Below are 26,239 nucleotides of genomic sequence, written 5' to 3' on the forward strand. Positions count from 1 at the left end.
ATATGTTTCACAAAAAAAAGAGACCACAACAGATACATAGGCTTATTCCACCTATGTTTGCTATGGCCTCTCCCGAGTTCTTCAACCAGATTATCAACTTGTTAGTTTTAGTATAGCACTATTTGTGCTCACTTGAAACAATGGTGGAAAGTAATCTTTTATTTAAATGCCATGGTTGCTTGTACTGCTCTTTTCCATCCGTTATATAGTTTCTCTTGCTCTTCTTCTTCCATTTTCGGTGCAAAACTTTGGTCCATATTCCACTGAGTTGCTATCACGTCTTGATTATTCCAATAACCAACAGCTAAACCTGCCAAGTATGCAGCTCCTAAAGCAGTAGTCTCATTGACAACAGGACGTTCTACATTTACACCTAACAAATCACTTTGGAACTGCATAAGGAAGTTATTTTTCACTGCACCACCATCAACCCGAAGCGCTTTCAAGGAGATCCCTGAATCCGCTTCCATTGCAGTAAGCACATCTTTTGTTTGATAAGCAAGGGATTCCAAAGTAGCGCGAATGAAGTGTTCTTTGGATGTACCACGAGTGATTCCAAAGATCGCACCGCGAACATCACTATCCCAGTATGGAGTTCCTAGTCCTACAAAAGCAGGCACTACATATACTCCATCGGAAGATTCTACTTTCACTGCATAATCTTCACTATCTTTGGCATCCTTCAACATGCGTAATCCGTCACGAAGCCATTGAATTGCGGAACCAGCAACGAAAATACTTCCTTCTAAGGCATATTCAACCTTTCCGTCAATTCCCCAAGCAATCGTAGTCAAAAGTCCATGTTCCGATTTGACCGCTTTCTCGCCTGTGTTCATCAACATAAAACAACCTGTACCATAAGTATTTTTCGCCATCCCTTTTTCAAAACAGGCTTGACCAAACAATGCAGCTTGCTGATCTCCAGCAACCCCTGCAATTGGTACTTTGTGCCCAAAGAAATGGTATTCCACGGTGTGTCCATACACTTCTGAAGAAGGACGTACTTCTGGCAACATCGATTTTGGCACGGTTAAGATGTCTAACAATTCCTCATCCCATTTTAGCTCATGAATGTTATACATTAAGGTACGAGAAGCATTACTATAATCCGTTACATGTGAATTACCGCCAGAAAGCTTCCAAATTAACCATGTATCAATCGTTCCAAATAGTAGTTTTCCTTGTTCCGCCTTTTCACGAGCACCTTCTACATGATCCAAAATCCATTTCACTTTGGTTCCTGAGAAATATGCATCGATCAAAAGACCGGTTTTCTCTCGGAATAGTGCATCATGACCTTGTTCTTTCAATTCATTACAAATATCAGCGGTTTGTCTAGACTGCCACACAATCGCATTATATACAGGTTGTCCTGTTTCTTTATCCCACACAACAGCAGTCTCACGTTGGTTTGTAATTCCAATTGCAGCAATTTGCTCTGCAGAGACATTGGTTTCAGCTAGAAGTTGCGAAACTACAGCTAAAATAGATCCCCATATTTCATTTGCATTATGCTCTACCCAACCTGGTTTGGGGAAAATTTGGGTAAACTCTTTTTGAGCAGTATGAACAATTTCTCCTTTTTGGTTAAAAAGAATCGCACGAGAGCTAGTAGTTCCTTGATCTAACGATAAGATATATTGTTCCATCTGAAATCCTCTCCCTTTTGCATTTACTTATTTAACTGATTTTTGATGAGGTTTAGATCCCAAAACATATGCTGCACCTAGAACGATTACCGTTACAACTAATACATACCATAAATAAGAAGTAGATTTGCCTAAAAAGACTACATGATAAAATAATCCGCCTAAACTTCCGCCCAAAATAGGTCCAACAACCGGAATCCATGCATAGCTCCAATTGGAAGATCCTTTTCCATGGATCGGTAAAAGAAAATGAGCAATTCTAGGTCCTAGATCACGCGCAGGGTTAATTGCATAACCTGTTGTTCCTCCAAGAGACATCCCAATACTCACAATTAGGAATCCAACGATTAATGGATTTAGTCCATCTGTAAATTTATTGGCTCCAATCGATAAAATTCCCAGCACAAGGACAAATGTACCGATCAATTCACTTAACAAGTTAGCAAACGGATAGGAAATCGCTGGACTTGTGGAGAATACCCCCAACTTCGTTGCAGGATCTTCTGTTTCTCGCCAATGAGGTAGATAATGTATATAAACAACTATCGCTCCTACAATAGCACCGATCATCTGTGCTAGGATATAGGAAGGAACTAAACTCCAATCAAAGTCCCCATTAAAGGCTAGTCCAATCGTTACTGCTGGATTCAGATGGGCCCCGCTAAAACCGCCTACTGCATAAACTGCTACTGCAACCGCAAGACCCCAAGCAAATGTAATAACAGTCCATCCTGCACCATTAGAAAATGACTTTTTTAAGGAAACACCAGCACCTACACCTGCCCCTAATATAATAAGGATAGCAGTTCCAATCAACTCGCCCCAAAATGCTGACATGCTCATTCCCCTCCCGAATGTTTCTATTTTGAAAATTCAGCGACAGAGAGAAAAAAGACCCACACAAACTTTCTCTACCAAATAATAATGGTTAGAAAGATTTTGCGTGGGTCTCCATCATCTCCGCCACAATCTATTAACTTATGTCTTTATTATGAACAAGAATGAAAGCGCTGTCAATACAAAAATTTATTATCTCTTTTCAAAATGCTTCCATATTGCTATTTCAGAAGTTGTGATGGCAGAAGCACCAGCTTCTATTGCCTGTTCTACTTCCTCTATCGTTTCAATCAGTCCTCCTGCAAAGATCGGCTTTCCTGTCGATTTTCGTACTTCACGAATCAATTTCGGCATTAAGCCAGGTAAAAGTTCAATATAATCGGGGTTTGTCCTCTCAATTAATGAATAGCTTTTTTGGAGGGAGCTAGAATCTAATAGGAATACACGTTGCGTTGCATAAACTCCCTTTTGTTTTGCCTTAAGAATGACGTTTCCTTTCGTACTGATCACACCATAAGGCTTGATTTCCTGACAGATATACTCTGTTGCATACTCATCACTTTTTAAACCTTGGACTAAATCGACGTGGAGAAACATCTTTTTTTTGTGTTGTTCTGCTAGCCGATAAATAGATTTCAGTCTAGAAATATGTAAATCTAAAAACACTCCATACTGATAAGGACTATCCAACATTCGTTCAAAGTCTTTTACTTTTCGAATCGCGGGAAGGATTTGCTGTCCATGAAAACTCATCTTTGCGTATCCTTTCTATTTCTATTTACTTCGTTATTTCGTCTATTATAGTTCCTTTAGGCAGATCCGTCATACTAGACTATCACCCAAAACTCAATAATCCTTGGCATCCATAACATGGACACCAAGGATTATTGAAATTTTTTTTTACTATTATTTATACTAGATATATTCTCGTTTTAGTTGTTCCAACTGAAGTACTAACTCTTCAAAACGTTTTTGGTCATAATTTGCAAGAGCCTCGTCAATCTGTTTGTGAAGCTCCGACACTTGAAAGTCAAGAAGTGCACGATCTAAAATCATCTCGGCAAACAAGCCTACTAATTGATCTTGCACTAAATCTTGTTTTCTCATAGGTATCCCCTCCATAACGGCCGCAAACCTTGGACAGGCAGGCCGATCTTTGTAGTAAAGACCCATGTAAACATCATCTGAAGGGAACGTCTTCATATCAAAATAGGCGGACTCTACATCATGACCGATTCGCTTGTTCTTTAGAAAGCGGAAAGCAGGTTGTTCCACTCCCGTTGCGGAGATAATAATAGCTCGATTGCTATTTGGAATCTGCTCGACAAAGTGTACATTTTCAAGTAGTGGCTCATTATATAACAGATACGTGAGCAAAAACGCCGCTTCTTTTTGCTGGAGCTCGTAATGATGGAGAAACCAGCGAATAAAATCTTTTTTTTCGGACACATGTACCACTTGCCTCAAACCCTTCCTTCTAAAGTTATCTAGATTATATAGAAAGAATTCGATGCGTGAGTACCTTTCCCTACTAAAAAATGAGAAACTCGTCTTCCATTTCTTGGATTTGAAAAGCCGAGATTCCATTCATCCACTTGTTACCAGATGAAGTAAGTCGGAGATAGGCCATTCCATCCTCTTCACCCCATTGAATAACACCAAGATGTAATAACATCCGCAATACCTTTTGAAAAAGAGTTTCTTCGGTTTCATAGTAGTAAGAAGAGAACCAGCCAGAAACGATCTTCCAAAGCCTTGCGACAGGAAACCAATCTGGATAACTAAGTAGCCCAATCCAACGAAGGATTATGGGAAGATGTGGGATCGGTCTGCGGTAAAGACGAATCCAAAAAAGATACAATTGTTTTGCTTCTTCTTGGGTGATAGATATATTCCCGATTTGGTTCTCATGTAAACACAAATATCCCTCAGGATCTTCTGAAAAATATCCCTGATAAAAAGCATAGTCATAGAGAAGGGAAAACCGACTAGGGTAACAATGATATCTTCGTCCAAAACCAAAGCGAGGACGTTTCTCCAACAATATTTCCTCTGGTACATAAAAGAGGCCTAATATTTGCTTTTGTTGATTTCGATAAATTGCACCTTCATTCGTCAAACGGACTACTTCTCGACGTAAGAATTGGAGAAAGTGATGTAAGTCCTGCACTAACAAGTTCTCTTCGACTCGATAGGTAGCTGGCGGTTTTACTCTTCTTTCTTCAACAAAAGATTTACGAAAAGCTCTTATTGCCTTTTCCCGTAAATCAGATGGTACATGATACAAGAACTGAGTTTGTACTGTATATCCTTGGAAAACCCAACCTCTTTGTAGTGCTTTAACTACCAGATTCCGTGGATTTTCCTCTGTAATCATAGCAGACCTTCCTTTGGCTAAAAGATCCTCCATCGTAAAAGCCAAACAGGGCTCTAAGACCAATGTTTGCAAAAATCGGTATTCATTTTCTGAGATTTCCTCAAGCATATCTTGCACGTATTGTTTGTGATTGAGCTTTTGTAATAAAGAACAAATTAAATCTTTCTTAGAATGAGGATTAGATGAAGCACATCCATAAAAACGATGCATCTTCTGCAATTGTTCAATTCCAGTATAAGTTAACCAATCTGCCATTCGCATGAGATTGCCACCTTTTGTTCCGACAATTCGTACTATCAGTTTGGACCAAAATAATGCAGGCTAATCCCTTACCGAGAAATCAATGTATAAAAAAAGGTTAGCCGATTTCTCGACTAACCAAAACTAAACTAAAACAATTTTTTTCCAACAACATGATCAAGCGGTACTGTCCCAATTTCTCTACTATCTTTGCTGTAATTTCGGTTATCGCCCATGACAAAGATATGACCTTCAGGAACTACTATTCTGTTATTCTCTAGACCTTTCATCTCTTCTTTGATGTAGGGTTCTTCGATTGGGGCTCCGTTTCGATACACTTGATTATCTTGAAATTCTAAGACATCACCAGGTAGACCGATAACTCGTTTTACCCATAAATGGTCATCTTCTTCCCCAGAGACCCATCGATAAATCGCGCTATCCTTGAGGTCATCTTCAAATGTTCGCTCTTCTTCTACTCTGCTATCAATGATGATAATGTCCCCAAACTGAGGATCATAGCTAAGTGTTCTAGGTAACTTGGATATATAAATACGTTCATCTGGCATTAAGGTTGGTTCCATTGAGCTTCCATGTACTTTAGATGGCTGAAACAAAAACAGTGTAATGAGAAAAGCCATAACAACACCTGCAGCCATCGAACCCAACCATGAGAATAGTTCACGAATTACCTTCATATCTTTCTCCTTCCCAAATGGGAGTTAAACTTTATTTTCCTCTTTCTCACAAAGAGATGCAAGAGAAAATACCTTGCCAATTTTGCAAAAACAATCCTTCCCAACACTTAAGACAAACATATTTGACACTCCACACGCTTTTAAAGCGTGGGATTCTTGAGTACAACGCTCAAGTTCGGTGGTGTGCCATCACCCCATCCCATGCGGTTAGAATGTACCCACTGGACGGCGTACCTGTCACCAGTACGCTAGGCTGCTATATTCTTGTTTCATCGTTTAATCGTATTAGTTTAATTGATTCACTACAACATGTTAAGATAAAAATTAGTTGCTCTCTAAGCATCCCAAAAAGGGGACACAGAGTAACACTGCCTCTCATCACACGATTGAAACCGTGGGCTTTCAGTTAGCAAAGTTTTGTAATACCAAAGTGAGTAGCGATTTGATAATCAAGAATCCTTTCTTCTGTCCAGCCAACTTCTTTGTCCACCCTTTGTAACTCTAACCAAGCTCCCTTTCCCCTTTCCCCCATAAACAACTGAGAAAGAGCTTAATGGATTTCAAACTCCGTTAATGTGCCATATTTTCTTTTCTGCTCTGCCAAGTGCGTCATGCACATCCTCCATTACTAAGTCTCTAATAGTCATTGAAGAGATTGATAATAATCTCTATTAATAAATTAATAAAAAATGAAAATTTTTACTAACCTTATTTAATCACACTTGTGTCTTCTTTATTCCATTATATATTTAGAGCAGTTACGTTTTTGTAAATTTGGTTTGAATTTATTGACGTGAACTACATCGCCATTGAAATGGCGAGCTTCTCGATTCATTGAATCGACCAACGTCGCATTCTCCACGAAGGCACGTTCCATGCCTATATTAGGTTTAGTTCTAACTGTCCGCATTTTAGCGTTGGAACATGTCCAACTGCTTTATGTAGTATGTTTCTTGCCGCATTTACATCTCTATCTTCTGTATAACCGCAAGAGCAACTATGGACTCTATCTTTTCGTTCTTTTTTTACGATCTGACCACATTTTGAGCAAGCCTGAGACGTGTTGTATGGGTCCACTTGTATTACTTGCTTACCAGCATATTCTGCTTTGTAGGAAGTGAACTGTACAAGTTGATTCCATCCAGCATCCACAATACTTTTGGCTAATTTGTGATTCAAGACCATTCCTTTGATATTCAGATCTTCAAAGGCAATTAGATCATAGCGATCTACTAGATACCTACTAATTTTATGGGCAATGTCTTTTCTTTGATTTNAAATACAAGGAAGCTATTAGCTATTACTCTATATTTCCTATATTCCGATTATTTTAATATCAGAATATCAGTGTGTACAAAGTATATTTTTTTGATTAAATCACATTCTAAATTAATCTTAGTACTTCAACTAATACTTGAGGATGGATCATAAATGGCACAATTACTGTACATTACGGCTCACCCAAATGAAGAAAATCAATCTTTTAGTTTGTCTGTTGGAAAAGAATTTTGCACTGCTTATCAAGAGACCAACCCAAATGATGAAATAATCCATATCGATTTGTACAAAGAGTACATTCCAGCTATTGACTTGGATGTTTTTTCTGGTTGGGGTAAATTAGCGAAGGACTCTGAACTCGAACATTTATCAGCTGAGGAACAAAAGAAAGTATCACGTCTTAATGAGTTATGCGCTCAATTTATTGCAGCCGATAAATACGTGTTTGTCAACCCAATGTGGAACTTTGCTTTCCCTCCCGTTTTAAAGGCATATATTGATGCAATCTGTGTAGCAGGAAAAACATTCCGATATACAGAAAATGGCCCAGTCGGTCTTTTAACAGACAAAAAAGCGTTCCATATTCAAGCTTGTGGTGGAATCTACTCCTCTGGTCCCGCGGCTGAAATGGAAACAACCAACCGCTATCTAGGGAAAATAATGCAGTTTATCGGAGTTCCATCTTTTGATCGACTATTCGTAGAAGGAATGGCTGCAATGCCAGAGAAAGCAGAAAGTATCAAGCAAGAAGCCATTCAAAAAGCGAAAGAAATGGCAAAAACATTCTAGAGTAAATAGAAAAGAGACTAAACTCGCATATGAGTAGTCTCTTTTTTCTTTATTTTGTTAGGTTAGCTTAATTCTCGTTGTACAGGATTTTTAAACAAGCTTCGTCTTGATCATCACACGAGATCCAATTAATATCTTCTAATTTAATATAAGCTTCTCCATTCGGCTCTCCAAAGTTGTCCACCACTGCGATCGTAATAAGATCTTCTTCTTTCTCCTGTATAAAGCCGATTACATCTTTTTCGTGACTATCCACAATTCCCACTGAAATTATAAGTTTATGTTTTTGTATAAACTCTAGAAAAGCTATTAGCATGTTTTCATTTTCACGTCAAACCGAATATGATTTGGTGCTTCTAATGTATATAATTTTTGCACTCTTTTTTGGATGTATTGACTATCTGTATTCACTTGAAAAACATTTTCAACTTTATGCAAGGAGTACCCATCATATTTTCCATGACGAGAGATAGCTGCTAACAGTAAGTATTCTTCAGATACTTTCAATACTTTCCCAAGATAGCATGTACTAATATCTGATAAATCCGTATAGATTTCTACTAACTGTTCTGATTCTATTAACTCTCGCAACCGGTGAATCATATAAATTCCTCATTTCAAAAAAGGTATTATGTAATTCGGTAAATGTATTTCAATCCATTTCTTTACGAACTAGTTTTTTTTTAGTAACTGACCAGACTATTAAACCAATCAAAAGGAATATCCCCATAGCAGTTCCGATCCAAACAGCCCAGTTCACCCATGTCCCCGGATATAAGAAGCTCGGCACCTGCTTGCTCAACAAAATTCGTTTTGGTTCGGCATAACGAAGGTTCCATATATAGGTTTGTTCTTCCTTTGATTCTATTATTTGATCTGCATTATGTTCTGTTAGGGAAACGGGTAAGGTAAGGAGCAGCCGAAATCGCATCTGATCAGTAAAAGCTCGGATCAATGCCTTTTCCCTACTAGTTATCCTTGAATCGGTTAGTTCAATTGTTGTATCTAATTTTGGAGTAGTGGTATATATAGATCGCTCTTCCGAATAACCTCGGCGAACTTGTTTTACTAGAGTATCCAGAAATGGATTTGGATTGGAGCTAGGTGTCAAAACTTGTGTTGCCCCTCCTACTTGGGAAATACCAGTTTGAAAATCTAAATTATGAAATTCCTTTTGGAAATTTGGCACTTCCTTTTTAGCCTGAAAACCAATGCTATTGTTTGTAGTAACACGTTCTACTTGAAAACCCTTCTGTTTTAATTGTTCCTCCAACTTAACTCCATCCACTGTACTAAACCTTTCAAATTCAGGCCAAATCCACTTGTTAGTGTTAATATTCCAAATGATTAAACCGCTTCCATTTTTTTGTACTGTAAGATGTAAATCGGACTGCACACAACCTGTTAGAATAAAACAAATCCCGATTATCAGACCGAACAAATATCCTTTTTGCATAAAAGCCTCCCTCTCTTCTTCACATTCAGTAAATGAAACATCAGAATTTTTTATATTCATCCCTTTTTATAGTAAAAATTTTATATTTATGTTATAAACAAAAAGGTTCTATCTATATGTCAGAAATTCTAACATCAATTCAAAGGAGGAATCCATTTGTTTTGGGATCAAGTAAGTGAGTATGTGGCTTCGATCAACGATATCATCTGGACTTATCTCTTAATCGCCATTCTGATTGGAGTTGGACTCTACTTCTCTGTACGTTTGCGTTTTGTCCAATTTCGACAACTAGGAGAAATGATCCGACAAATGTCAGATGGGTTCCGATCATCTGGTAAAAAAGAAGGAGTTTCTTCTTTTCAAGCTTTTAGTATTAGTACTGCTTCACGAATCGGTGTAGGGAACCTAGCTGGGGTAGCGATGGCAATCTCCCTCGGTGGACCTGGTGCTGTTTTTTGGATGTGGCTGATTGCCATTATTGGTAGTGCATCTGCTTTTGTGGAAAGCACCTTAGCTCAGATCTATAAAGTGCGTGATGGAGAAACCTTCCGTGGTGGACCTGCTTATTATATGGAAAAAGGGCTAAACAAACGTTGGATGGGTATAACTTTTGCTGTTCTCATTACAATGAGTTTTGGATTGGTCTTTAATGCAGTACAAGCCAACACAATCACCCTCGCCTTTCAACCATTTGGAATCGATCGTGCTACCATGGGAATTGTGATCGCCATCATTATTGGAATTGTTATCTTTGGTGGAGTGAAAAGAATTGCTCGGACAGCAGAGATGATCGTTCCGGCTATGGCGATTGTCTATATTGCAGTTGCTATGTTCGTCATGCTGAAAAATATTACCCTTATTCCTAGTGTTTTCTCTAGTATCTTTGCCCATGCTTTTGGACTAGAAGCGATCGCAGGTGGTGGAGTTGGTGCTGCTATGCTAGAAGGCATCAAACGTGGTCTCTTTACCAACGAGGCTGGAATGGGATCGGCACCTAATGCAGCAGCAACTGCAAACGTTTCACACCCAGTAAAACAAGGATTTATTCAAGCACTCAGTGCATTGAGCGATACCCTACTAGTCTGTAGTTCTACCGCTTTTATCGTCCTCTTCTCCGGAGTGGATCTCCAAAACAGTTCAGAAGGTATTTCCTTAACTCAGGCTGCACTAAGCTCCCAGATTGGACCATGGGCTTCTTACTTTATCGCTGGTGCAATTCTCCTATTTGCCTTTACTACCTTAATTGGAAACTACTACTACGGTGAAACCAATATTGAGTTCCTAGGACGAAAAAAAGGCTGGGTAGTACTATATCGTGTTGCAGCAATCGGAATGATCTTATTTGGCTCCGTTGCCAAAGTTCAGTTAGTTTGGGATCTGGCCGATCTCTTTATGGGTGCAATGGCGTTAATTAACTTGATTGCTATTTTCCTCTTGGGTAAACATGCATTTGCTGCTTTAAAAGATTACAATCGTCAGCGAAAATTAGGGAAAGATCCAGTTTTTGAGATAGAAAATTTCCCTGAATTACAGAAGCAAAATCTCGATGTTTGGAAAAAGAAATAGATACCACACATAAAAACGCAAACTCTCCCAAAGAGTTCTGCGTTTTTTTTAATTCATTTCTGCTTCTTGTTTTACTTTATCCGAAAACACGTTTTTTTCCTTCTCCATGATTTTGATTTTCCTTCCTAGCAAAAACGCAGACCAACAAATCCAGATCTGGGAGCCAGGCCAGTCTAGAAGATTAAAAGAAAATAAAGAAAATAAGTCCGTCAATAGACGTTGCCATTCATCTGAGAAGACACCTAACAATGGAAAAAATAGTGGTAGATGTAAAACAGCAAGTACCAATGAAGCTTCGTTGGAGCGAAAACGATAGACCTGCTTGGCTACAGAACCTAAGCTAAAATAGAGAAACAGGGTGACAATCCCGGTCATGATCACTGTCCACTCCATCATCAGACTTGCAAGATCATTGGTTGGGAACCAAATCGATATGAAAAAGGGAAAGACCCATGTTTTTAAACTGATGAGACTGGCGAGTACCAATGAGCACTCCAACCAGAAACGAGTATAGGACTTCATTAGACAACCCTCCTGCTAAGAACAAACTATGAATGGAGAAGGAAAAGCAGAACCAATATACAAAAGAAAAACTGTTGACTCGAAAGCCAACAGTCACTGTCCGATTATGCGGACAAAGGACAGGAGTGGAGAGAAACCATACTGTACGATTATTATATTTGGAAATATATGGTTGGTCAATTTATTTTTTTGAAGAAGATTGAATCTCCTCTAAAAAAGAAGCAAACGCTGGGAAAGAGACTTGTATTGCCTCTGCTCCTTGTATGGTTACAGGTTCATTTGCCACTAGTCCTGCAATTGCCAACGCCATCCCCACCCGATGATCTCCATGACTATGACAAAGTCCTCCATTAAGTGGCGTAGGACCTACAATCCGCATTCCATCTTCTGTCTCTTCAATCTGAGCACCTAATTTCCGAAGTTCTTGCACCATAACCGAGATGCGATTGGTCTCTTTCACTTTTAACTCTTCTGCATTACGGATAATAGTTGTTCCTTCTGCTTGTGTCGCGATTACTGCTAAAATAGGAAGTTCATCAATTAACCGAGGGATCAGGTCTCCTCCTATTTCCACGCCTTTAAGCCCATCTGTCTGTATCGTAACCTTGCCTACTGGCTCGTCTCCCCAATTTTCCATACATTCTATTGTAATTTCTGCACCCATGAGAGACAAAACGTCCAATATGCCTGTACGGGTAGGATTGAGCCCTAACGACTCAACCGTCACCTTACTTCCTGGCTTTATTACAGATGCTGCAAATAAAAAAGCAGCGGATGAAATATCACCTGGTACGCAAATATGAGTTCCCTGAAGAGTTTGTCCACCCATTATCGAAACAGTTTTATGAGAAGTGGTGAGGTCTATTCCAAAAGAACCTAGCATCCGTTCAGTATGATCACGAGATTTCGCTGGTTCTGTAACAGATGTTATTCCACTTGCTTGTAATCCAGCTAACAGGATCGCAGATTTGACTTGTGCGCTAGCTATGGGGGTTGGGTAATGAATGCCTTTGAGCGAAGCACCTTGGATTACAACCGGAGCAAACCGCCCTTGTCCTCTACCTAAAATGTTTGCTCCCATTTTAAGAAGTGGCTGGACTACTCGATCCATTGGTCGTCGTGCAATGGAGGTATCACCCGTTAACACAGACAGTCCCTTTCCACCTGCTAAGAGTCCCATTAAAAGGCGAATTGTCGTTCCGGAATTACCAACATCCATTGGTTGAGTAGCTTCTTGCAGTCCCTCTATTCCATTTCCATGTATTTTTAAGTCGGTATCTGTAATTTGTTCGATCTTGACTCCTAATTGCCTTATACAACGAATAGTGGACAAACAATCTGCTCCTGCGAGAAAGTTTTGAACTGTAGTCATTCCATGTGCAATAGAGCCCAATAGCACAGCCCGATGGGAAATAGATTTATCTCCTGGTACTATTCCACTCCACTCAAATTCTGAGACGGGAAAAGTCGTGATTTGTTGCAATGAAGTTCCTTCTTTCCAACAGTTATATTGAGTCTATCACTTCAAAAATCTGGATAAGACTTGTTCTGTTCCTTCTGACTGGGTCACTCCCCAAATCCAGATTTTCTCCGTTTAGACTACTATTCGGATACCTGGATCCAATTGGTCAGCACTTTGAGGAACTCTTCATTTTCCTCCCTTGTCCCCACACTAACCCGCAAATGATTTGGGAAACCTAGGAGATTACCTGGACGAACAATAATTCCTTGTTTGAGTAATGCCTGGAAGCCTTCTTCAGACGGACGACCTGTATCAAACAAGATAAAGTTACCGTGTGGCTCTAAGTAGCGCAGACCCAAGTCAGTGAGCTTTTCTTTGATCACTTTTAGCCCCATGCGATTTTGGATACGACAATAGTTCACAAATGTTTGATCCTCGATCGCTGCGATCGCTGCAATTTGCGAAAGACGCCCCACATTAAATGGGTCTCGTACTTTTTGTAACTCTTGGATTACATCTGGATGAGCGATTCCGTAACCAACACGTAACGCTGCTAGTCCATATATCTTGGAAAAAGTTCGAAGGATCACGATCTGTGGATTGTAATCCAATAGTGATATAGAATCTGGATAATCTGGATCGTCTACGTATTCCACATAAGCTTCATCTAAGATAATCAACACTTGTGGTGGTACTTCATCTAAAAAGGCTTGTAACTCCGCCTCATGAAAAATGGTTCCAGTGGGGTTATCTGGATTGCATAAAAAGACCAGTTTCGTTTTTTCTGTGATGGCCGCAAGCATACCTTGGAGATCATGTTTACCGTCCAGTAGAGGTACTTTTACTGGCACTCCTCCATCGATCCGTACATTGGTTTCATAACGAGGAAAAGTATGCTCCGCCATAACCGCTTCCTCGCCTGCTTCTAGGTATGCTCTGGTGAGTAACCGAATTACTTCATCTGATCCATTACCAAAGATGAGACGGCGCGGGTCGACTTCTACTTGTTCTGCTACTTTCTCTTTCAATAGAGGTGCATCGCCTTCTGGATAGAGGGCTAAATCAAATTTTGCTTTCTCGATCGCTTCCCATACATAACGGGAAGAACCGAATGGGTTCTCATTAGATGCCAATTTTATTGTTTTTTCAAAGCCATGCTCTCGTTTTACTTCTTCGATTGGTTTTCCTGGTTGGTATACACCAAGCCCTTGGATAGAATTTTTTGATTGCAAGGGAAGCCACCTGCCTCTTTAAAATAATAATAATCCTATCTTACAGTAGTTAGCAGCATATTTCCTATAATTTAATTTTATTAATTTATCAATATCGAAAGTTTCTTGGCTCATCATTTCAAAAAATGAGAAGCCAAAAAAGGGAAATGATACAATATAGTGGAGGAGGGAAATGAATGCTGAAGAAATTTCTTGCTTCTATTGGAGTAGGTAATGCCAAAATCGATCTTATGTTGGATCAATCCCAACTTACCATGGGGGAGACCATAACTGGACATATTCATGTAATAGGGGGCGACGTAGAACAAAAAGTAGACGGCTTATCTGTCGGATTTCGTGTCGCTTCTCGTTATAGCAATGGGGATCAAACTGTTCATGTGGATGAAAAAGTAGCGGACATCCCCATTACGCGAGATCAATTTGTCTTACAACCTAGGGAACAACGTGAATACCCATTTCACTTTACATGTCCTCATGGGATCCCAGTTAGCTCTGTAACGACAGGCTATTATTTTCAGACCAGTTTGGAAATCGATTTTGGAGTAGACGCGAAAGATCGGGATTACGTAACAGTGCTACCAAATGGATTGCAAAAAAACTTTTTTGAAGGATTTTCTCGTCTTGGGTTTACTCACTTTGGAGAAGGTTATACAGGACAGCGACGTGACACTCAGATTGTCCAGTTCCGCCCTACATCTTGGTTAGCAGGAGAATATGATGAGATCGTCTTTATGTACCAACCTGGCAATACACAAAGCCATGTCAGCGGCAACTTTGAATTAGATAAGAGAAACCGTGGACTGGGAGGGTTTTTAGCAGATCAATTAGACCTAGACGAACGCAAAGGATACTTTTCCTTCACTTCTAGCCAGTTAGCCACACCTGAGACTGCCGAACAAACCATTCGCAACTTTATTATTGAGAAATCAAAAGGATTAATTAGTGGATAGTACGAAAAAAGGAAGGCGTACCATTTGGTGACGCCTTCCTTTTTTCATCTACTTCTTTTTTTAGATATCTTAATGGATAATGTTGATTTAATGAAATAAAGACCCCAATTGTTGAGTTGAAAATATTTAAAAAGGATAAACATTGTAGAAAATATCAACAGAGTTATTTAACATAGCTATTTTTTATTAGCTACTTCTAAAACAGTATTAGTTTTTTGGTTTTTCCAATATTATTTCATAATAGTGTGAATTCCCTCCACTACTGGGTGCAAAAATTTGTACGAGTCTCCATCCTTGGCGTGCATGTTCTTCGATTATGGCTTGATAATCCTCTTTTACCCCACCAAATATTTTTACTCCAAGGCGAATAAATTTATATTCAAACACAGAAATCTTCCTCCTCCAATAAAAAATTCTTCCATAATAGTACCCGATAGGAAAGCTCCAAAAACAGAATTATATTAATGTTCCGATGTTCGATCCTAATAAAAATATTGTGCTAAACTAACAAAAACGAACTATATAGCAACATAAAAGATAACAAATGAGAGGAATACATTTATGAAACTGAATAGACGTAAATTTATCAAAATAGGCTCCCTTGGTTTGGTTGGTGTAGCTGGCTCCCTTGTGCCTTTCCGTTCCTCCGTTCATGCTACCGAATCTACTACAAGTTCTGGTAACGATCACCTAACGAACACTGTTGCTACAATGAAACAAACTAATTATGTAGAAGGCGATTGTGTCATCACGTTTGGATATCACTTAGAAGGCGATTCAGGTGGAGCTAGTTATATGATTAAAAAGACCACTCTACCAAACGATGATGCCACTGTCATCACATTACAAAATGGCTTGCAAGCCCACCTAATCATCCCTGAAAGTCGCTTGAATGTGAAATGGTTTGGAGCAAAAGGTGATAAAAAACAAAACGATACCCCCTTTATACAAAAAGCAGTTGCTCATCTGATGAAAAACGGTGGTGGTACTCTTTATTTTCCTGCAGGAGATTATTTAATTAGTGGTACGATCTACGTTCATCAGGATGATTACAATCCGAACCAAATTCATTCACCCCTACATTTCGAGGGAGCAATACCCATCTTTTCTGATTTATATAACGCTGAAAAGCGTAATGTGACAAGATTGATCAAAACAAATCGCGGAAATATTATCGCGGTGAACTTCACAGCAAAAAATGAAGTGATGGTAAGTGGAGTATATCGAAATTTTACTGTCCGAAATATCGCATTTTATGGAAGTGGGACTACAGACTCGAAGTATGCAACTGTGACAGCATCTACGACTGCTACCAACGCTATTGAAATGAGATATGCTAGTATCACCCTAGAAAACTGTTTGTTCTGGAAATTAGATAAAGGAGTTTATCAACCACCAAAGGTTCTAGGAAAAGATAATTATTGTGACCAAAGCGTATTTAGACGTTTGTGTTTTCGGGATATGGGCACAAGCTGGTTAGAGATACAAAGAGGTGACGCCTCTACTTTTGAAAACATCAATGGTTATGATATGGCAAAAAGTTGCCAATATGGTATCTATGCCCGAAAAGGAGAAGCCTTTACCATTAAAGAGGTGTTAGTAGCAGGTAAAGCAATGCATTTATGCCCTAACTTTAGCCTAATTTATTTGACTCATGTGAACAGTGTCAAGATAAATGCCCTTTATCCTGAGCGTGTGGAAGGTCTCATTGTCAACATGACAGATTGCAAAAACGTAGAAATCGGTACAATCGGGGTAAGACATTATACAAAAACATTGATCCAAGGTAGAAATACCCGAAATGTCAAACTGAATGGCGTGTATACACATGTAGAAGAGGGAAAAGTTTTATCTCCAAGCGATCCTGGTAACTTTAGCAAATATAGTACCATTGCATTGCCGCTTGATTTTGATTTTGACCATACTTGTTACGATATTACGTATGAAGATACGTTTTTCCGAAATGGTATTCATCAAGCCGATGGAAAATTCACGGAAACAACATACCGATTGTTCCCTAGAGTTCCAAAAACAGCAAGTGGGATCAGGGGCGGGAAGGAATATTCCCTTAACATCTACTACGATTCCTCTTCTGCACAAATCAAAGCAAAAATGAACGGTGTTATCATTGATTGGTCCTATGTACTAGGTACAACAGCTCCAACTTACAATCGAACATCTGGAGAATTAACATTCCCACAGACGGGAATTTTTGCTGATAATCCATCCATTTTCGTCAGTCCCAGATCTTCAGGAACCTCTACACCAAAAGTAAACATACCTGTTGTTATATCAGAAAAGCCAGTCAAAATACGACTCTATGATCCAACATTTGGTTTGATAGATTTAGAGAACATCGCATTTCATATGAAAGTAAGACATTAATTTCACTCCCCTACCTTATGGGAGTTTTATCTTTTTTATTATTTTCTAAATAATGCTTTCACCACTACCGATAAATGTAATAACCGGTTGCATACTTAAATACAATTTAATCATAAAACCATGCTAAACGGAGTGAGTTGATGGAACAATTTGAAAAAGCACTTGAATTTGAACAGCGTTTTTGGATTGCTGTTTTACGAGATCATAGCCAATTTATTCTCGATTCATTATCCCCCAAAGAGAAAAAAGAAATAAAGCGTGCCAAACATTTTTTGCATCTCTTTGAACAATTGGATAGTGCAGAAGGTTTGAAGGATCTCACCACCTCCTACGAGTCCGCCATTGAATTAAGGAAGTTTAAACTTCATTTACTCCGCCGTCTACTGACGGAAAAATTTGATTTTCACTTAACTCCTACTTTTATCAATCATATGGTGAATGAAGTGGAAGAATATTTACGAATTCTCCCCTATCTAATGGATGGAAAGGAACCACCAACATTACATCCACTCCATCATCATCTCCTCTGGCTTCCTGACGCATCTGGACACGCAGTAGGTATTAGGAGCAATCTAGATGGAACAGAAAAAGACTTATTTGAAAAGAGCCAATACTTCGGCAACCAATTTGAGGATTTCTATATCAAAGCAATCGAGTTAGCTGGCTACCTACGTACCCATCTAAGTGAGTTTCCTGCTCTATCGCGATTCAATAAACAAGTGGAATTAGAAATCAATCTGTTTATGAATTTCTTACATGAAATCGAAGAACTTGGTCTAAGTAAAGAAATGTTATCAACGCTAAACCCACTATTAGCCAATCATATGTATCGAGAGGAATGTTATTATTTAACAAAATTAGCTCAAGTATCTGAAGTGGAAGATCCAAAATGCAGCCCAATCAGGAAGATGGATTGATAGGATTTTATGAAAAAACTACAACAGAAAAGCTAGTCTCGCGTTTAGTGTACGAAGACTAGCTTTTTTTGATTTATTTTATTTATATCTGAAAGGGGTTTGATGATCTATCATCTTAATCCATGCAAAACTTCTTGGATATCCTCCTCTGGAACATTCCTCACTAACTCCATCTTTCCAAAATCAGTGGCTAAAACAAATGAGTATCCGGTATGATCTGTTTTTTTATCTCGACGCATCGCAGCAAGTAGATTCTCTTCTGCAATGTCAGAATTATACCGAATTGGCAAACCTAGCTCTTGTAGTAGAGTCTCTGTTTTCTCCACCATTTCTGTAGAAGCTCCCAACAACCGTTGCGATAAATGAGCAGCCCCCACCATTCCAATGGAGATCGCTTCCCCATGTCTGTAAGAATAATTACTCTCTAACTCCAGTGCATGCCCGATCGTATGTCCATAGTTCAATATCGCTCGCAAACCGTTTTCCTTTTCGTCTTGGGAAACCACTTTTGCTTTGACTTGGCACCCTTTTATCAATGCTTCCGCTACTGTTTCACTCTTACATAAAATTAACTCCTCGATTTTGTCGGACAACCACTCGATCATCTCGCTCCCTGACAAAAAAGCATGTTTCGCAAGCTCGGCATAGCCCGCAATCAATTCCTCTTTTGGAAGAGTGGTAAGAGCGCTTGTCTCGAAAACGACAGCACGAGGCTGATGAAAAGCACCGATCATATTCTTGCCAAGTTTGTGATTGACTCCTACCTTTCCACCTACACTACTATCATGAGCGAGAGTCGTAGTAGGAAGTTGAATCCAATCTAACCCTCGCATATAAGTTGCTGCTACCATTCCTGCTAAGTCGCCCACTACTCCCCCACCTAAAGCCAAGACAACACTTTTCCGATCTAAACCAGATTCAAGTCCTATACCAACTATTCTTTCTACTTGTGTAAGTGTCTTGCTTTCTTCACCGGGGGGAATAGTAGCTAAGGTCAAATCATAACCACATTCTTTAAACAATGAACCAACTCTTCTGAGATGGTATTTGGACACTTGTTCATCTGTTATGAGAAACAATCTGCGCTGCTTACTAATCCCTACTTCTGACAAAATGTTCGGCAGTTCCTCCCAAACTTGCTCTCCGATCACAATGGGATACGCATGACTTTGGGTTTCTACCACGAGTCGTTTCATAATTTAAAATCCCTTCACTCGTTGTTGATAAGTAGCTAGTGATTGCTTTAATTCGTCCAATGTATCTGCCGGAAACTTTTCTAACACAGCCTGAGCAATAGTTGTCGCAACTACGTTCTGAGCTACCACACTAGCAGAAGGAACGGCACAACGATCAGAGCGCTCAATACTAGCAGCAAAAGCCTCCTTCGTCTCAATATCAACACTTTGTAGCGGACGATATAAAGTAGGAATGGGCTTCATCACTCCACGAACTACGATCGGCTCACCCGTCGTCATTCCGCCTTCAAAACCACCCAAGCGATTTGTTCTACGTGAAAAGCCGCTCTCTTTGGACCAAATAATCTCATCCATTACTTGTGAGCCAGGGCGACCTGCTGCCTCAAATCCGATTCCAAATTCTACCCCTTTAAACGCTTGAATGCTCATAACTGCCTGGGCAATTCGACCATCCAGTTTACGATCCCAATGTACATGACTTCCCAAACCGACGGGAACACCTATCGCAATTACTTCCACAATTCCACCAAGAGAATCTCCATCTTCTTTTGCTAGATCGATTCGCTTCATCATCTGCTCAGAGGCAATCGGATCAAGACAACGAACATGTGAAGCTTCGATCTGCTCGCGAAGTTTGAACATGGAGCCCTCCATCCTCATTTCATCAGCCTTGACTTCTCCGATCTGCCGAACATGTGCAAGCAATTCAATCCCTAACTCGCTAAGTAACATTTGTGCCACTGCTCCCACTGCTACCCGGGCTGCAGTTTCTCTAGCACTAGACCGTTCTAGTACATCTCTCATATCTCGATGATCATATTTGAGTGCACCAGTTAAATCTGCATGACCTGGACGTGGTCTGGATATCTTGCGCTTATCGGCAGATTCTGGAGTTGCTTCGGCGCCCATCACCTTTTGCCAATGAGTAAAGTCCCGGTTTTGAATGACCAAGGTAACAGGAGCTCCTGTCGTCTCTCCAAATCGAACACCTGATAAAATCTCTACCTGATCCGATTCAATTTGCATTCGCCGGCCACGCCCATAACCTTTCATTCTACGCTGTAATTCCATATCCAGCTTCTCTTTGGAAAAAATCAAATGACTAGGCAATCCTTCGATTATTACTGTTAATTGAGGTCCGTGTGATTCTCCTGCTGTTAAAAATCTCATCTTTTGCTACTCCTTTTCTACCGCCTATCTCAAATGCATTCTTCCCTATCTTACCAGATGAATCGCTTTCCATCATTTCCCTAGCAACCAGAGGATAAAAAATAAAATTGAGAGAAAACTCATCGCTACCATAGGAAACTTCGATGGCCGTTCTTCTTCTACGTCAAAAGAGTCTATAGATGGTGCAGACTCCTGTAAGCGAAGTGGGAAAAATGGTTTCATCGTATAGTAAATAATCAAGATACCTTTTGGAAATGGGTAGCTCTCTACCGTTTCATAGTCGCGTTCATTCAACCAATCTTCTAATTCTCCTATCTTTTCTCGCTCTAAATAGATCGCTTCTCCCATCCATAGTTGGTTTGGTTCCTCTTGATTCTCTGTATAAATCAAGAGATGTTCACCTAAATCATGAATCTTCCGAAAAAGATTTGCCTGCAATTGCATTTCAACATAGTGCACGATCAATAATGGTTCGCTCTTTGAAAAGACCTGATAAAATTTGCTTTGCTCTTTTCTCATCTACAGGTCCTCCCTTTTATTAAAATCCAGACTTATATTTATTAGCGAAAAAGCAAACCTTTTCAAAGCTATTGGTTAATGGTATATACCAAATTCATTTTCCTATATTTTGAAAAAGCCCTCTCATCCAATATATCAAAAGATTTGTTATAATATAATAGAATCCTAGATGGAATGAGGGGTATCGATGACCTGGAAAAAGCAGATTAACCATAATGAAACTGCTATATATAGAAAGTATTATCCAGTTGGTTCAGAGATTCAATGCAAATTTCTCCATGCCATTGATGGCGATACCATTCTCTTGCAAGATTTAAAATTACAGAGAGCTATTCGTATTCGAATACGTGGAATCAATTGTCCTGAGTTACATAAAGACCAACCTTTGTTGTCTCCTGACCCATTTGCTGAAGAAGCCCATATGTATACAAAAAACAAACTACTACAAGCTCAAACCATTCAATTGGAGGTGTCTGAGGCTCACTATGATATTTACGGTAGATTACTAGCACATATCAAAGTAGATGGTACTTGTTTGGGGAGAAGCTTACTCAAAAAAGGGCTTGCTACCACTTGTTATTTAGATAACTTTGAAAATGATACATTAGCCAACCGCTTTCGACAAGATGAGCGAAAAGGGAAGAAGCGAGCAAATCAAAAATTTCCTAACATCTGGAGTCTCCCAAACTATGTGAGAAACGGAAAATTTTATGTAAGAGATGTGCCATCTAGCAGCCTAGAAGCAATTGGCTACCTTGCCAGTTAAGGTGTATTTCACCCATCTGCACCACAACCTCAAATTTAATTTAGACCCATACAAACACAATTTTGTCATTTCCATATGTGACGAAATTGTGTTTTCCTTTTCTTGTGACTCCTATGAAAGCGCTCTAAAATAAAATCAAGAACAGACAGATGAAAAAGTACTGAAAGGAGATTATAAGATGTCAGCTGATCAAATGGTGAAAACTCAGGGTATCAAAGTTCGTATCCAAAAATTCGGTCGATTCTTAAGCGGTATGGTTATGCCGAATATTGGTGCATTTATCGCTTGGGGACTCATTACTGCCTTATTTATACCTTCAGGTTGGCTACCTAATGAAAACATTGCCGAGTTGGTTGATCCCACGATTAAATATCTATTACCACTTCTCATTGGGTACACTGGAGGAAAATTGATTTACGATGTACGTGGGGGTGTTGTTGGAGCACTTGCTACTATTGGAGTAATCACTGGTGTGGAAATGCCAATGTTCTTAGGAGCAATGGTAGCTGGCCCACTTGGTGGTTATTTCATCAAAAAAGTAGATAGCCTTTTGGAAGGAAGAATTCGCACTGGCTTTGAGATGTTAGTAAATAACTTCTCTGCTGGGATTACTGGGGCCATCATCATGATTATTGCTTATTTAGGCATTGGTCCAATAGTAGCAACAGTAACAGATGCTTTAACTGCTGGAGTAGAAGCAATTGTCACAATGGGACTTTTGCCATTTTCTGGTATTATCATCGAACCTGCAAAAGTTTTATTCTTGAACAATGCGATAAACCATGGAGTTTTTGCTCCGCTAGGACTACAAGAAGCAGCTGAAACTGGAAAGTCCATATTCTTCTTGTTAGAAACAAACCCTGGTCCAGGGCTAGGAATTTTACTTGCTTACTGGTTTTTTGGAAAGGGATCTACCAAACAATCCGCACCTGGTACAGCAATCATTCATTTCTTTGGCGGAATTCACGAAATCTACTTCCCATACATTTTGGCAAACCCCAGACTAATTATCGCCACCATAGCTGGTGGTATGAGTGGGATTTTTACCTTCCAACTCTTAGGAGCAGGGCTTGTGGCTACTCCATCACCTGGTAGCATATTTGCACTGATGGCAATTTCTCCAAAAGGCGGGCTTCTCGCTGTACTGCTGGGTGTTCTAATTAGTACTGCTGTCTCTTTCTTTATTGCGTCTCTACTACTTCGCACCTCCAAAGAAAGTGGAGAAGACATTGAAAAAGCACAAGAAAAGATGAACGAAATGAAAGCACAAAGCAAAGGTGAAACAATAGCTCCTTCCGTAGATGTCAAAAAAATAATCTTTGCCTGTGATGCAGGAATGGGTTCTAGTGCGATGGGTGCTTCCATCTTACGTAAGAAATTCCAAGATGCAGGTATCAGTATTGATGTTACCAACACTGCAATTAATGATATTCCAGAAGATGCAGATATTGTCATCACGCAAAAAACACTAACAGATCGTGCCAAGACTAAAAAACCAGATGCAGAACATATTTCGGTAGAAAACTTCTTAAACAGCCCAAAATACGAAGAACTAACAAAACGATTAAGTGAGAAATCAGTAGAATGAAGCACGAGAATGCATAAGAGAATGGGTCTCTTGTGCTTCTCTATTTCTTGCAATAAACAGTTGTTTTCCTATTACTATCAAGATCTATCTATAGGAGACTCATATATGCAACTTTCTTCTCGACAACAGAGTATCCTAATCGAGCTTTTAAAATATGAGGATACCTTTGTAAGCCTTTCTCAAATTGCTGAACAACTCCAAGTGAGCATACGTACGATTCAACGAGAAATTCGAGGGATGGAACACTTTCTTACCTCCCGTTTTTCGCTGACTTTGGAGAAACAAACAGGGGAAGGAATCAGATTAGTTGGCCCTAAAACAAAAAAAGAATTAGTATGGAGTACTATCGAAGCAAGTAAACCAATTGATTTCTCTCCATCTGAGCGGAAAACATTAATTTTGCAAACACTTCTTGCTTCTAATCAACCACTTAAGATATTGGCTCTCGCACTTCAATGCAAGGTAACACCAGCAACCATAAGCAGTGATCTAGATGAAATCGAACAATGGCTAGAAAATTTTCAATTACAACTCACTCGAAAACGAGGATCTGGTATAGAGATCACTGGAGATGAATCCTCCAAACGTCAAGCAATGAGCAGTTTACTCTCCGAAAATTTCCGTACTGAGGAACTAATACAGCTCTTACGCAATCGAAATGTCTCTGCTCATCATGTACAGCAAATGTCCCACCGGTTGCTTGGACTGGTAAATCAAGAAATATTGTCCAAAGCAGAAAGGGTAGTTCACACAGTATTAGAAGAAGTAGACTATCCTTTAGCAGATAGTGCTTACATCGCACTTAGTGTCCATTTAGCCCTTTTAATACAACGTATTAAAAGTGGCGAAGCCATCTCATTCGATCCCGATACATTAAAAGATCTTCAAAATACAGTAGAATATTCTGTTGCTGTTGAGATTATCAACCGTCTACAAGATGTACTTGAATTGAAAATTCCGAACGATGAGATAGGTTATGTTACCATGCACCTAATGGGTTCAAAATTACGATTGTCGCTTAAAGAAGAAATGGCAGGCAAAGAGCAAAGCGTAGAACTTCGGAGTAAAGCAAAAGAAATTTTAGATCACTGCGCTAACGCCTTGGGGACGACTTGGAGCGATGAAAACGAATCACTAAATGGTTTAACGACTCATTTAGGGCCTGCACTATTTCGTATCAAGAGCCACATGCCGATTCGCAATCCAATGCTCCCGGTCATTCGCCAAAGATATGAGAAGCTTTTTTCTGTGGTTCACGAAGTTTGTAGAATAGTCTTCCCTACCATTCCTATTCCGGATGAAGAGGTAGGATATATCTTAATGCATGTTGGATCTTCTCTACAAATATCCACTCCTCAGCTTACTTGGCCCAATGCATATGTTATTTGTTCTAGTGGAATTGGTACTTCCAAAATGTTGGCCACTCAGATTCGCCAACAATTTCCACAAATTGAATCCATTCAAAATATCTCTATGTTTGAGTTAGAAAATATCAATACAACTCATCCTTTAATCTCCACAATACCTTTACCGAAGCTCCAGTCAAAAGATTATGTGGTGATTAGCCCCTTCCTAACAGAAGAGGATAAAAAAAAGTTGCAACAATATCTATACCAATTTACAAAAAACAAGTCAGATAAAATCTCAACATTCCAAAACGTATCAGTGAATACAAATGCACCTCTAAGTCAAATGAAGCTGTACACCGAAATTGCTCTGGAATTGATCGGTGCATTTCAGGTTCTGAAAATAGACAATCAAAGCCTAACGAAACGAGAAACACTCGAAAGGATCTGTTCTTTGATCCAGCCTGAGTCTTCAAAAGAGCATATCCAGCTACTAGTTACAAATCTCATGCATCGAGAAGAAACAGGCGGAATTGGTATTCCTGATGGAAAGCTAGCTCTTTTTCATAGTCGATCAGATTTGATAAAAAAGGTTTCATTCCATATCTGTTCTCTTTCGGAAAAAATCCCGATTCACTCCATGACTGGTGGAAAAATGATGACAAATCGACTGATCATGTTACTTAGTCCTGTAAATGTATCAAAAGAACACCTAAACGTTCTTAGTGAAGTAAGTACCCTACTGTTAGATCAAACAGCAATCGCCATTTTCCAAACAAACACTAAAGCTACCATCATAGATTTTTTGGAACAACATTTTTCTCAATACATTATTCGTCAAGTTCAAAAGGAGCGATCTATATGAATGAAATACTCACACTAGAAAAAATCAAACTAAATGTACAAGTTTCGGATAAATGGGAAGCAATTCGCAAAACAGGAGAATTATTGCTAGAAGGCGGTCACATTCAAGAATCTTATATCGTGCAAATGATCGAACGAGAAAAACTTAGCACTACCTACATGGGGAACGGTCTTGCAATCCCTCACGGTACCAATGAAGCGAAAAAGTATGTCTCTTCCACTGGCATTTCCCTGCTGCAAGTACCTGCTGGAGTTGACTTTGGGGACGGAAACATTGCTTATATACTAGTTGGGATCGCTGGTGTCGGAGATGAACATTTAGAAGTTCTTTCCCAAATTGCGATCTTCTGTTCAGACGAAGAAAATGTAAAACGACTAGCACATGCCAATACTAAGGAAGAAATTCTCAAGATGTTCCAGGGAGGTAACTAA

Annotated in this window: 26 protein-coding genes; 9 read left to right on the forward strand and 17 right to left on the reverse strand. The window is 39.4% G+C overall.

What is annotated here, in order from left to right; genetic code table 11:
• Positions 1-158: 158 nt before the first annotated feature.
• From glpK to VJ09_RS03215, 7 genes are all read right to left on the reverse strand, one after another.
• Positions 159-1,649, reverse strand: coding sequence for a glycerol kinase GlpK (gene glpK / locus VJ09_RS03185; protein ID WP_044640212.1), 1,491 nt, complete (start codon positions 1,647-1,649; stop codon positions 159-161).
• 27 nt (positions 1,650-1,676) lie between these two features.
• Entirely contained in the window at positions 1,677-2,486 is an 810-nt protein-coding gene (locus VJ09_RS03190) for an MIP/aquaporin family protein (RefSeq protein ID WP_044640213.1), read from the reverse strand.
• A 192-nt stretch (positions 2,487-2,678) separates the two neighbouring features.
• Positions 2,679-3,239 (reverse strand): glycerol-3-phosphate responsive antiterminator, encoded by a 561-nt coding sequence (locus VJ09_RS03195; protein WP_044640214.1) that lies wholly within the window; start codon positions 3,237-3,239, stop codon positions 2,679-2,681.
• A gap of 162 nt (positions 3,240-3,401) precedes the next feature.
• Positions 3,402-3,944, reverse strand: coding sequence for a YpiB family protein (locus VJ09_RS03200; RefSeq protein WP_052807193.1), 543 nt, complete (start codon positions 3,942-3,944; stop codon positions 3,402-3,404).
• Between the two features lie 73 nt (positions 3,945-4,017).
• Positions 4,018-5,124, reverse strand: a complete 1,107-nt coding sequence (locus VJ09_RS03205; RefSeq protein WP_044640216.1) for a hypothetical protein — start codon at positions 5,122-5,124, stop codon at positions 4,018-4,020.
• A 128-nt stretch (positions 5,125-5,252) separates the two neighbouring features.
• Complete coding sequence (gene lepB, locus VJ09_RS03210) at positions 5,253-5,801, reverse strand: signal peptidase I (protein WP_044640217.1); 549 nt, start codon at positions 5,799-5,801, stop codon at positions 5,253-5,255.
• A gap of 879 nt (positions 5,802-6,680) precedes the next feature.
• Positions 6,681-7,082 carry an RNA-guided endonuclease InsQ/TnpB family protein gene (locus tag VJ09_RS03215; RefSeq protein WP_082050378.1) on the reverse strand — a complete coding sequence of 134 codons (402 nt, stop codon included), beginning with the start codon at positions 7,080-7,082 and terminating at the stop codon, positions 6,681-6,683.
• Between the two features lie 150 nt (positions 7,083-7,232).
• On the opposite strand from VJ09_RS03215, the gene VJ09_RS03220 reads away from it, so the two are divergent.
• Positions 7,233-7,868 (forward strand): FMN-dependent NADH-azoreductase, encoded by a 636-nt coding sequence (locus VJ09_RS03220; RefSeq protein ID WP_044640219.1) that lies wholly within the window; start codon positions 7,233-7,235, stop codon positions 7,866-7,868.
• A gap of 67 nt (positions 7,869-7,935) precedes the next feature.
• Here VJ09_RS03220 and VJ09_RS03225 read toward each other — a convergent pair whose 3' ends face one another.
• From VJ09_RS03225 to VJ09_RS03235, 3 genes are read right to left on the reverse strand one after another with little or no spacing between them, the layout of a single operon-like run.
• Complete coding sequence (locus VJ09_RS03225) at positions 7,936-8,124, reverse strand: hypothetical protein (RefSeq protein ID WP_147635421.1); 189 nt, start codon at positions 8,122-8,124, stop codon at positions 7,936-7,938.
• A 53-nt stretch (positions 8,125-8,177) separates the two neighbouring features.
• The gene (locus VJ09_RS03230) at positions 8,178-8,471 is read right to left on the reverse strand and encodes a hypothetical protein (RefSeq protein ID WP_044640221.1); all 294 of its coding nucleotides are present in this window, start codon (positions 8,469-8,471) and stop codon (positions 8,178-8,180) included.
• A 49-nt stretch (positions 8,472-8,520) separates the two neighbouring features.
• A complete protein-coding gene (locus tag VJ09_RS03235) occupies positions 8,521-9,324 on the reverse strand; it encodes a hypothetical protein (protein ID WP_044640222.1) in 804 nt (267 codons plus the stop codon).
• Between the two features lie 156 nt (positions 9,325-9,480).
• Here VJ09_RS03235 and VJ09_RS03240 point away from each other — a divergent pair, with 156 nt between their 5' ends.
• Positions 9,481-10,890 carry an alanine/glycine:cation symporter family protein gene (locus VJ09_RS03240; protein WP_044640223.1) on the forward strand — a complete coding sequence of 470 codons (1,410 nt, stop codon included), beginning with the start codon at positions 9,481-9,483 and terminating at the stop codon, positions 10,888-10,890.
• Between the two features lie 48 nt (positions 10,891-10,938).
• Here VJ09_RS03240 and VJ09_RS03245 read toward each other — a convergent pair whose 3' ends face one another.
• From VJ09_RS03245 to hisC, 3 genes are all read right to left on the reverse strand, one after another.
• Entirely contained in the window at positions 10,939-11,412 is a 474-nt protein-coding gene (locus VJ09_RS03245) for a hypothetical protein (RefSeq protein ID WP_044640224.1), read from the reverse strand.
• Between the two features lie 181 nt (positions 11,413-11,593).
• Positions 11,594-12,886 (reverse strand): 3-phosphoshikimate 1-carboxyvinyltransferase, encoded by a 1,293-nt coding sequence (aroA, locus tag VJ09_RS03250; RefSeq protein WP_044641556.1) that lies wholly within the window; start codon positions 12,884-12,886, stop codon positions 11,594-11,596.
• Between the two features lie 128 nt (positions 12,887-13,014).
• Positions 13,015-14,106: a histidinol-phosphate transaminase gene (hisC, locus tag VJ09_RS03255; RefSeq protein ID WP_044640225.1), complete on the reverse strand. Its 1,092-nt coding sequence runs from the start codon at positions 14,104-14,106 to the stop codon at positions 13,015-13,017.
• Between the two features lie 176 nt (positions 14,107-14,282).
• On the opposite strand from hisC, the gene VJ09_RS03260 reads away from it, so the two are divergent.
• Positions 14,283-15,056 (forward strand): sporulation protein, encoded by a 774-nt coding sequence (locus tag VJ09_RS03260; protein ID WP_044640226.1) that lies wholly within the window; start codon positions 14,283-14,285, stop codon positions 15,054-15,056.
• Between the two features lie 207 nt (positions 15,057-15,263).
• Here the strand turns inward: VJ09_RS03260 and VJ09_RS03265 are convergent, their stop codons facing one another.
• Positions 15,264-15,443: a DUF4177 domain-containing protein gene (locus VJ09_RS03265; protein ID WP_044640227.1), complete on the reverse strand. Its 180-nt coding sequence runs from the start codon at positions 15,441-15,443 to the stop codon at positions 15,264-15,266.
• 174 nt (positions 15,444-15,617) lie between these two features.
• Between VJ09_RS03265 and VJ09_RS03270 the strand changes: the two genes are divergently transcribed.
• Positions 15,618-17,441 carry a glycosyl hydrolase family 28-related protein gene (locus tag VJ09_RS03270; RefSeq protein ID WP_044640228.1) on the forward strand — a complete coding sequence of 608 codons (1,824 nt, stop codon included), beginning with the start codon at positions 15,618-15,620 and terminating at the stop codon, positions 17,439-17,441.
• Between the two features lie 140 nt (positions 17,442-17,581).
• Positions 17,582-18,358 carry a DUF2935 domain-containing protein gene (locus tag VJ09_RS03275; RefSeq protein ID WP_044640229.1) on the forward strand — a complete coding sequence of 259 codons (777 nt, stop codon included), beginning with the start codon at positions 17,582-17,584 and terminating at the stop codon, positions 18,356-18,358.
• A 110-nt stretch (positions 18,359-18,468) separates the two neighbouring features.
• On the opposite strand, the gene aroB is transcribed toward VJ09_RS03275, so the two are convergent.
• The 3 genes from aroB to VJ09_RS03290 form a co-directional block, all read right to left on the reverse strand.
• Entirely contained in the window at positions 18,469-19,554 is a 1,086-nt protein-coding gene (gene aroB / locus VJ09_RS03280; RefSeq protein ID WP_044640230.1) for a 3-dehydroquinate synthase, read from the reverse strand.
• Between the two features lie 3 nt (positions 19,555-19,557).
• Positions 19,558-20,724, reverse strand: coding sequence for a chorismate synthase (aroC, locus tag VJ09_RS03285; RefSeq protein ID WP_044640231.1), 1,167 nt, complete (start codon positions 20,722-20,724; stop codon positions 19,558-19,560).
• A gap of 72 nt (positions 20,725-20,796) precedes the next feature.
• Positions 20,797-21,243: a hypothetical protein gene (locus VJ09_RS03290; RefSeq protein ID WP_044640232.1), complete on the reverse strand. Its 447-nt coding sequence runs from the start codon at positions 21,241-21,243 to the stop codon at positions 20,797-20,799.
• Positions 21,244-21,430: 187 nt separating this feature from the next.
• Here VJ09_RS03290 and VJ09_RS03295 point away from each other — a divergent pair, with 187 nt between their 5' ends.
• The 4 genes from VJ09_RS03295 (at position 21,431) to VJ09_RS03310 (ending at position 26,239) form a co-directional block, all read left to right on the forward strand.
• Entirely contained in the window at positions 21,431-22,009 is a 579-nt protein-coding gene (locus VJ09_RS03295; RefSeq protein WP_044640233.1) for a thermonuclease family protein, read from the forward strand.
• A gap of 178 nt (positions 22,010-22,187) precedes the next feature.
• Positions 22,188-23,597 (forward strand): PTS mannitol transporter subunit IIBC, encoded by a 1,410-nt coding sequence (locus VJ09_RS03300; protein ID WP_044640234.1) that lies wholly within the window; start codon positions 22,188-22,190, stop codon positions 23,595-23,597.
• Positions 23,598-23,702: 105 nt separating this feature from the next.
• Positions 23,703-25,808: a BglG family transcription antiterminator gene (locus tag VJ09_RS03305; protein WP_044640235.1), complete on the forward strand. Its 2,106-nt coding sequence runs from the start codon at positions 23,703-23,705 to the stop codon at positions 25,806-25,808.
• Positions 25,805-26,239: a PTS mannitol transporter subunit IIA gene (locus VJ09_RS03310; RefSeq protein WP_044640236.1), complete on the forward strand. Its 435-nt coding sequence runs from the start codon at positions 25,805-25,807 to the stop codon at positions 26,237-26,239. The genes VJ09_RS03305 and VJ09_RS03310 overlap by 4 nt, the downstream gene beginning before the upstream one ends.

It is taken from the genome of Risungbinella massiliensis, assembly GCF_000942395.1.
GTDB classification, from domain to species: domain Bacteria; phylum Bacillota; class Bacilli; order Thermoactinomycetales; family Thermoactinomycetaceae; genus Risungbinella; species Risungbinella massiliensis.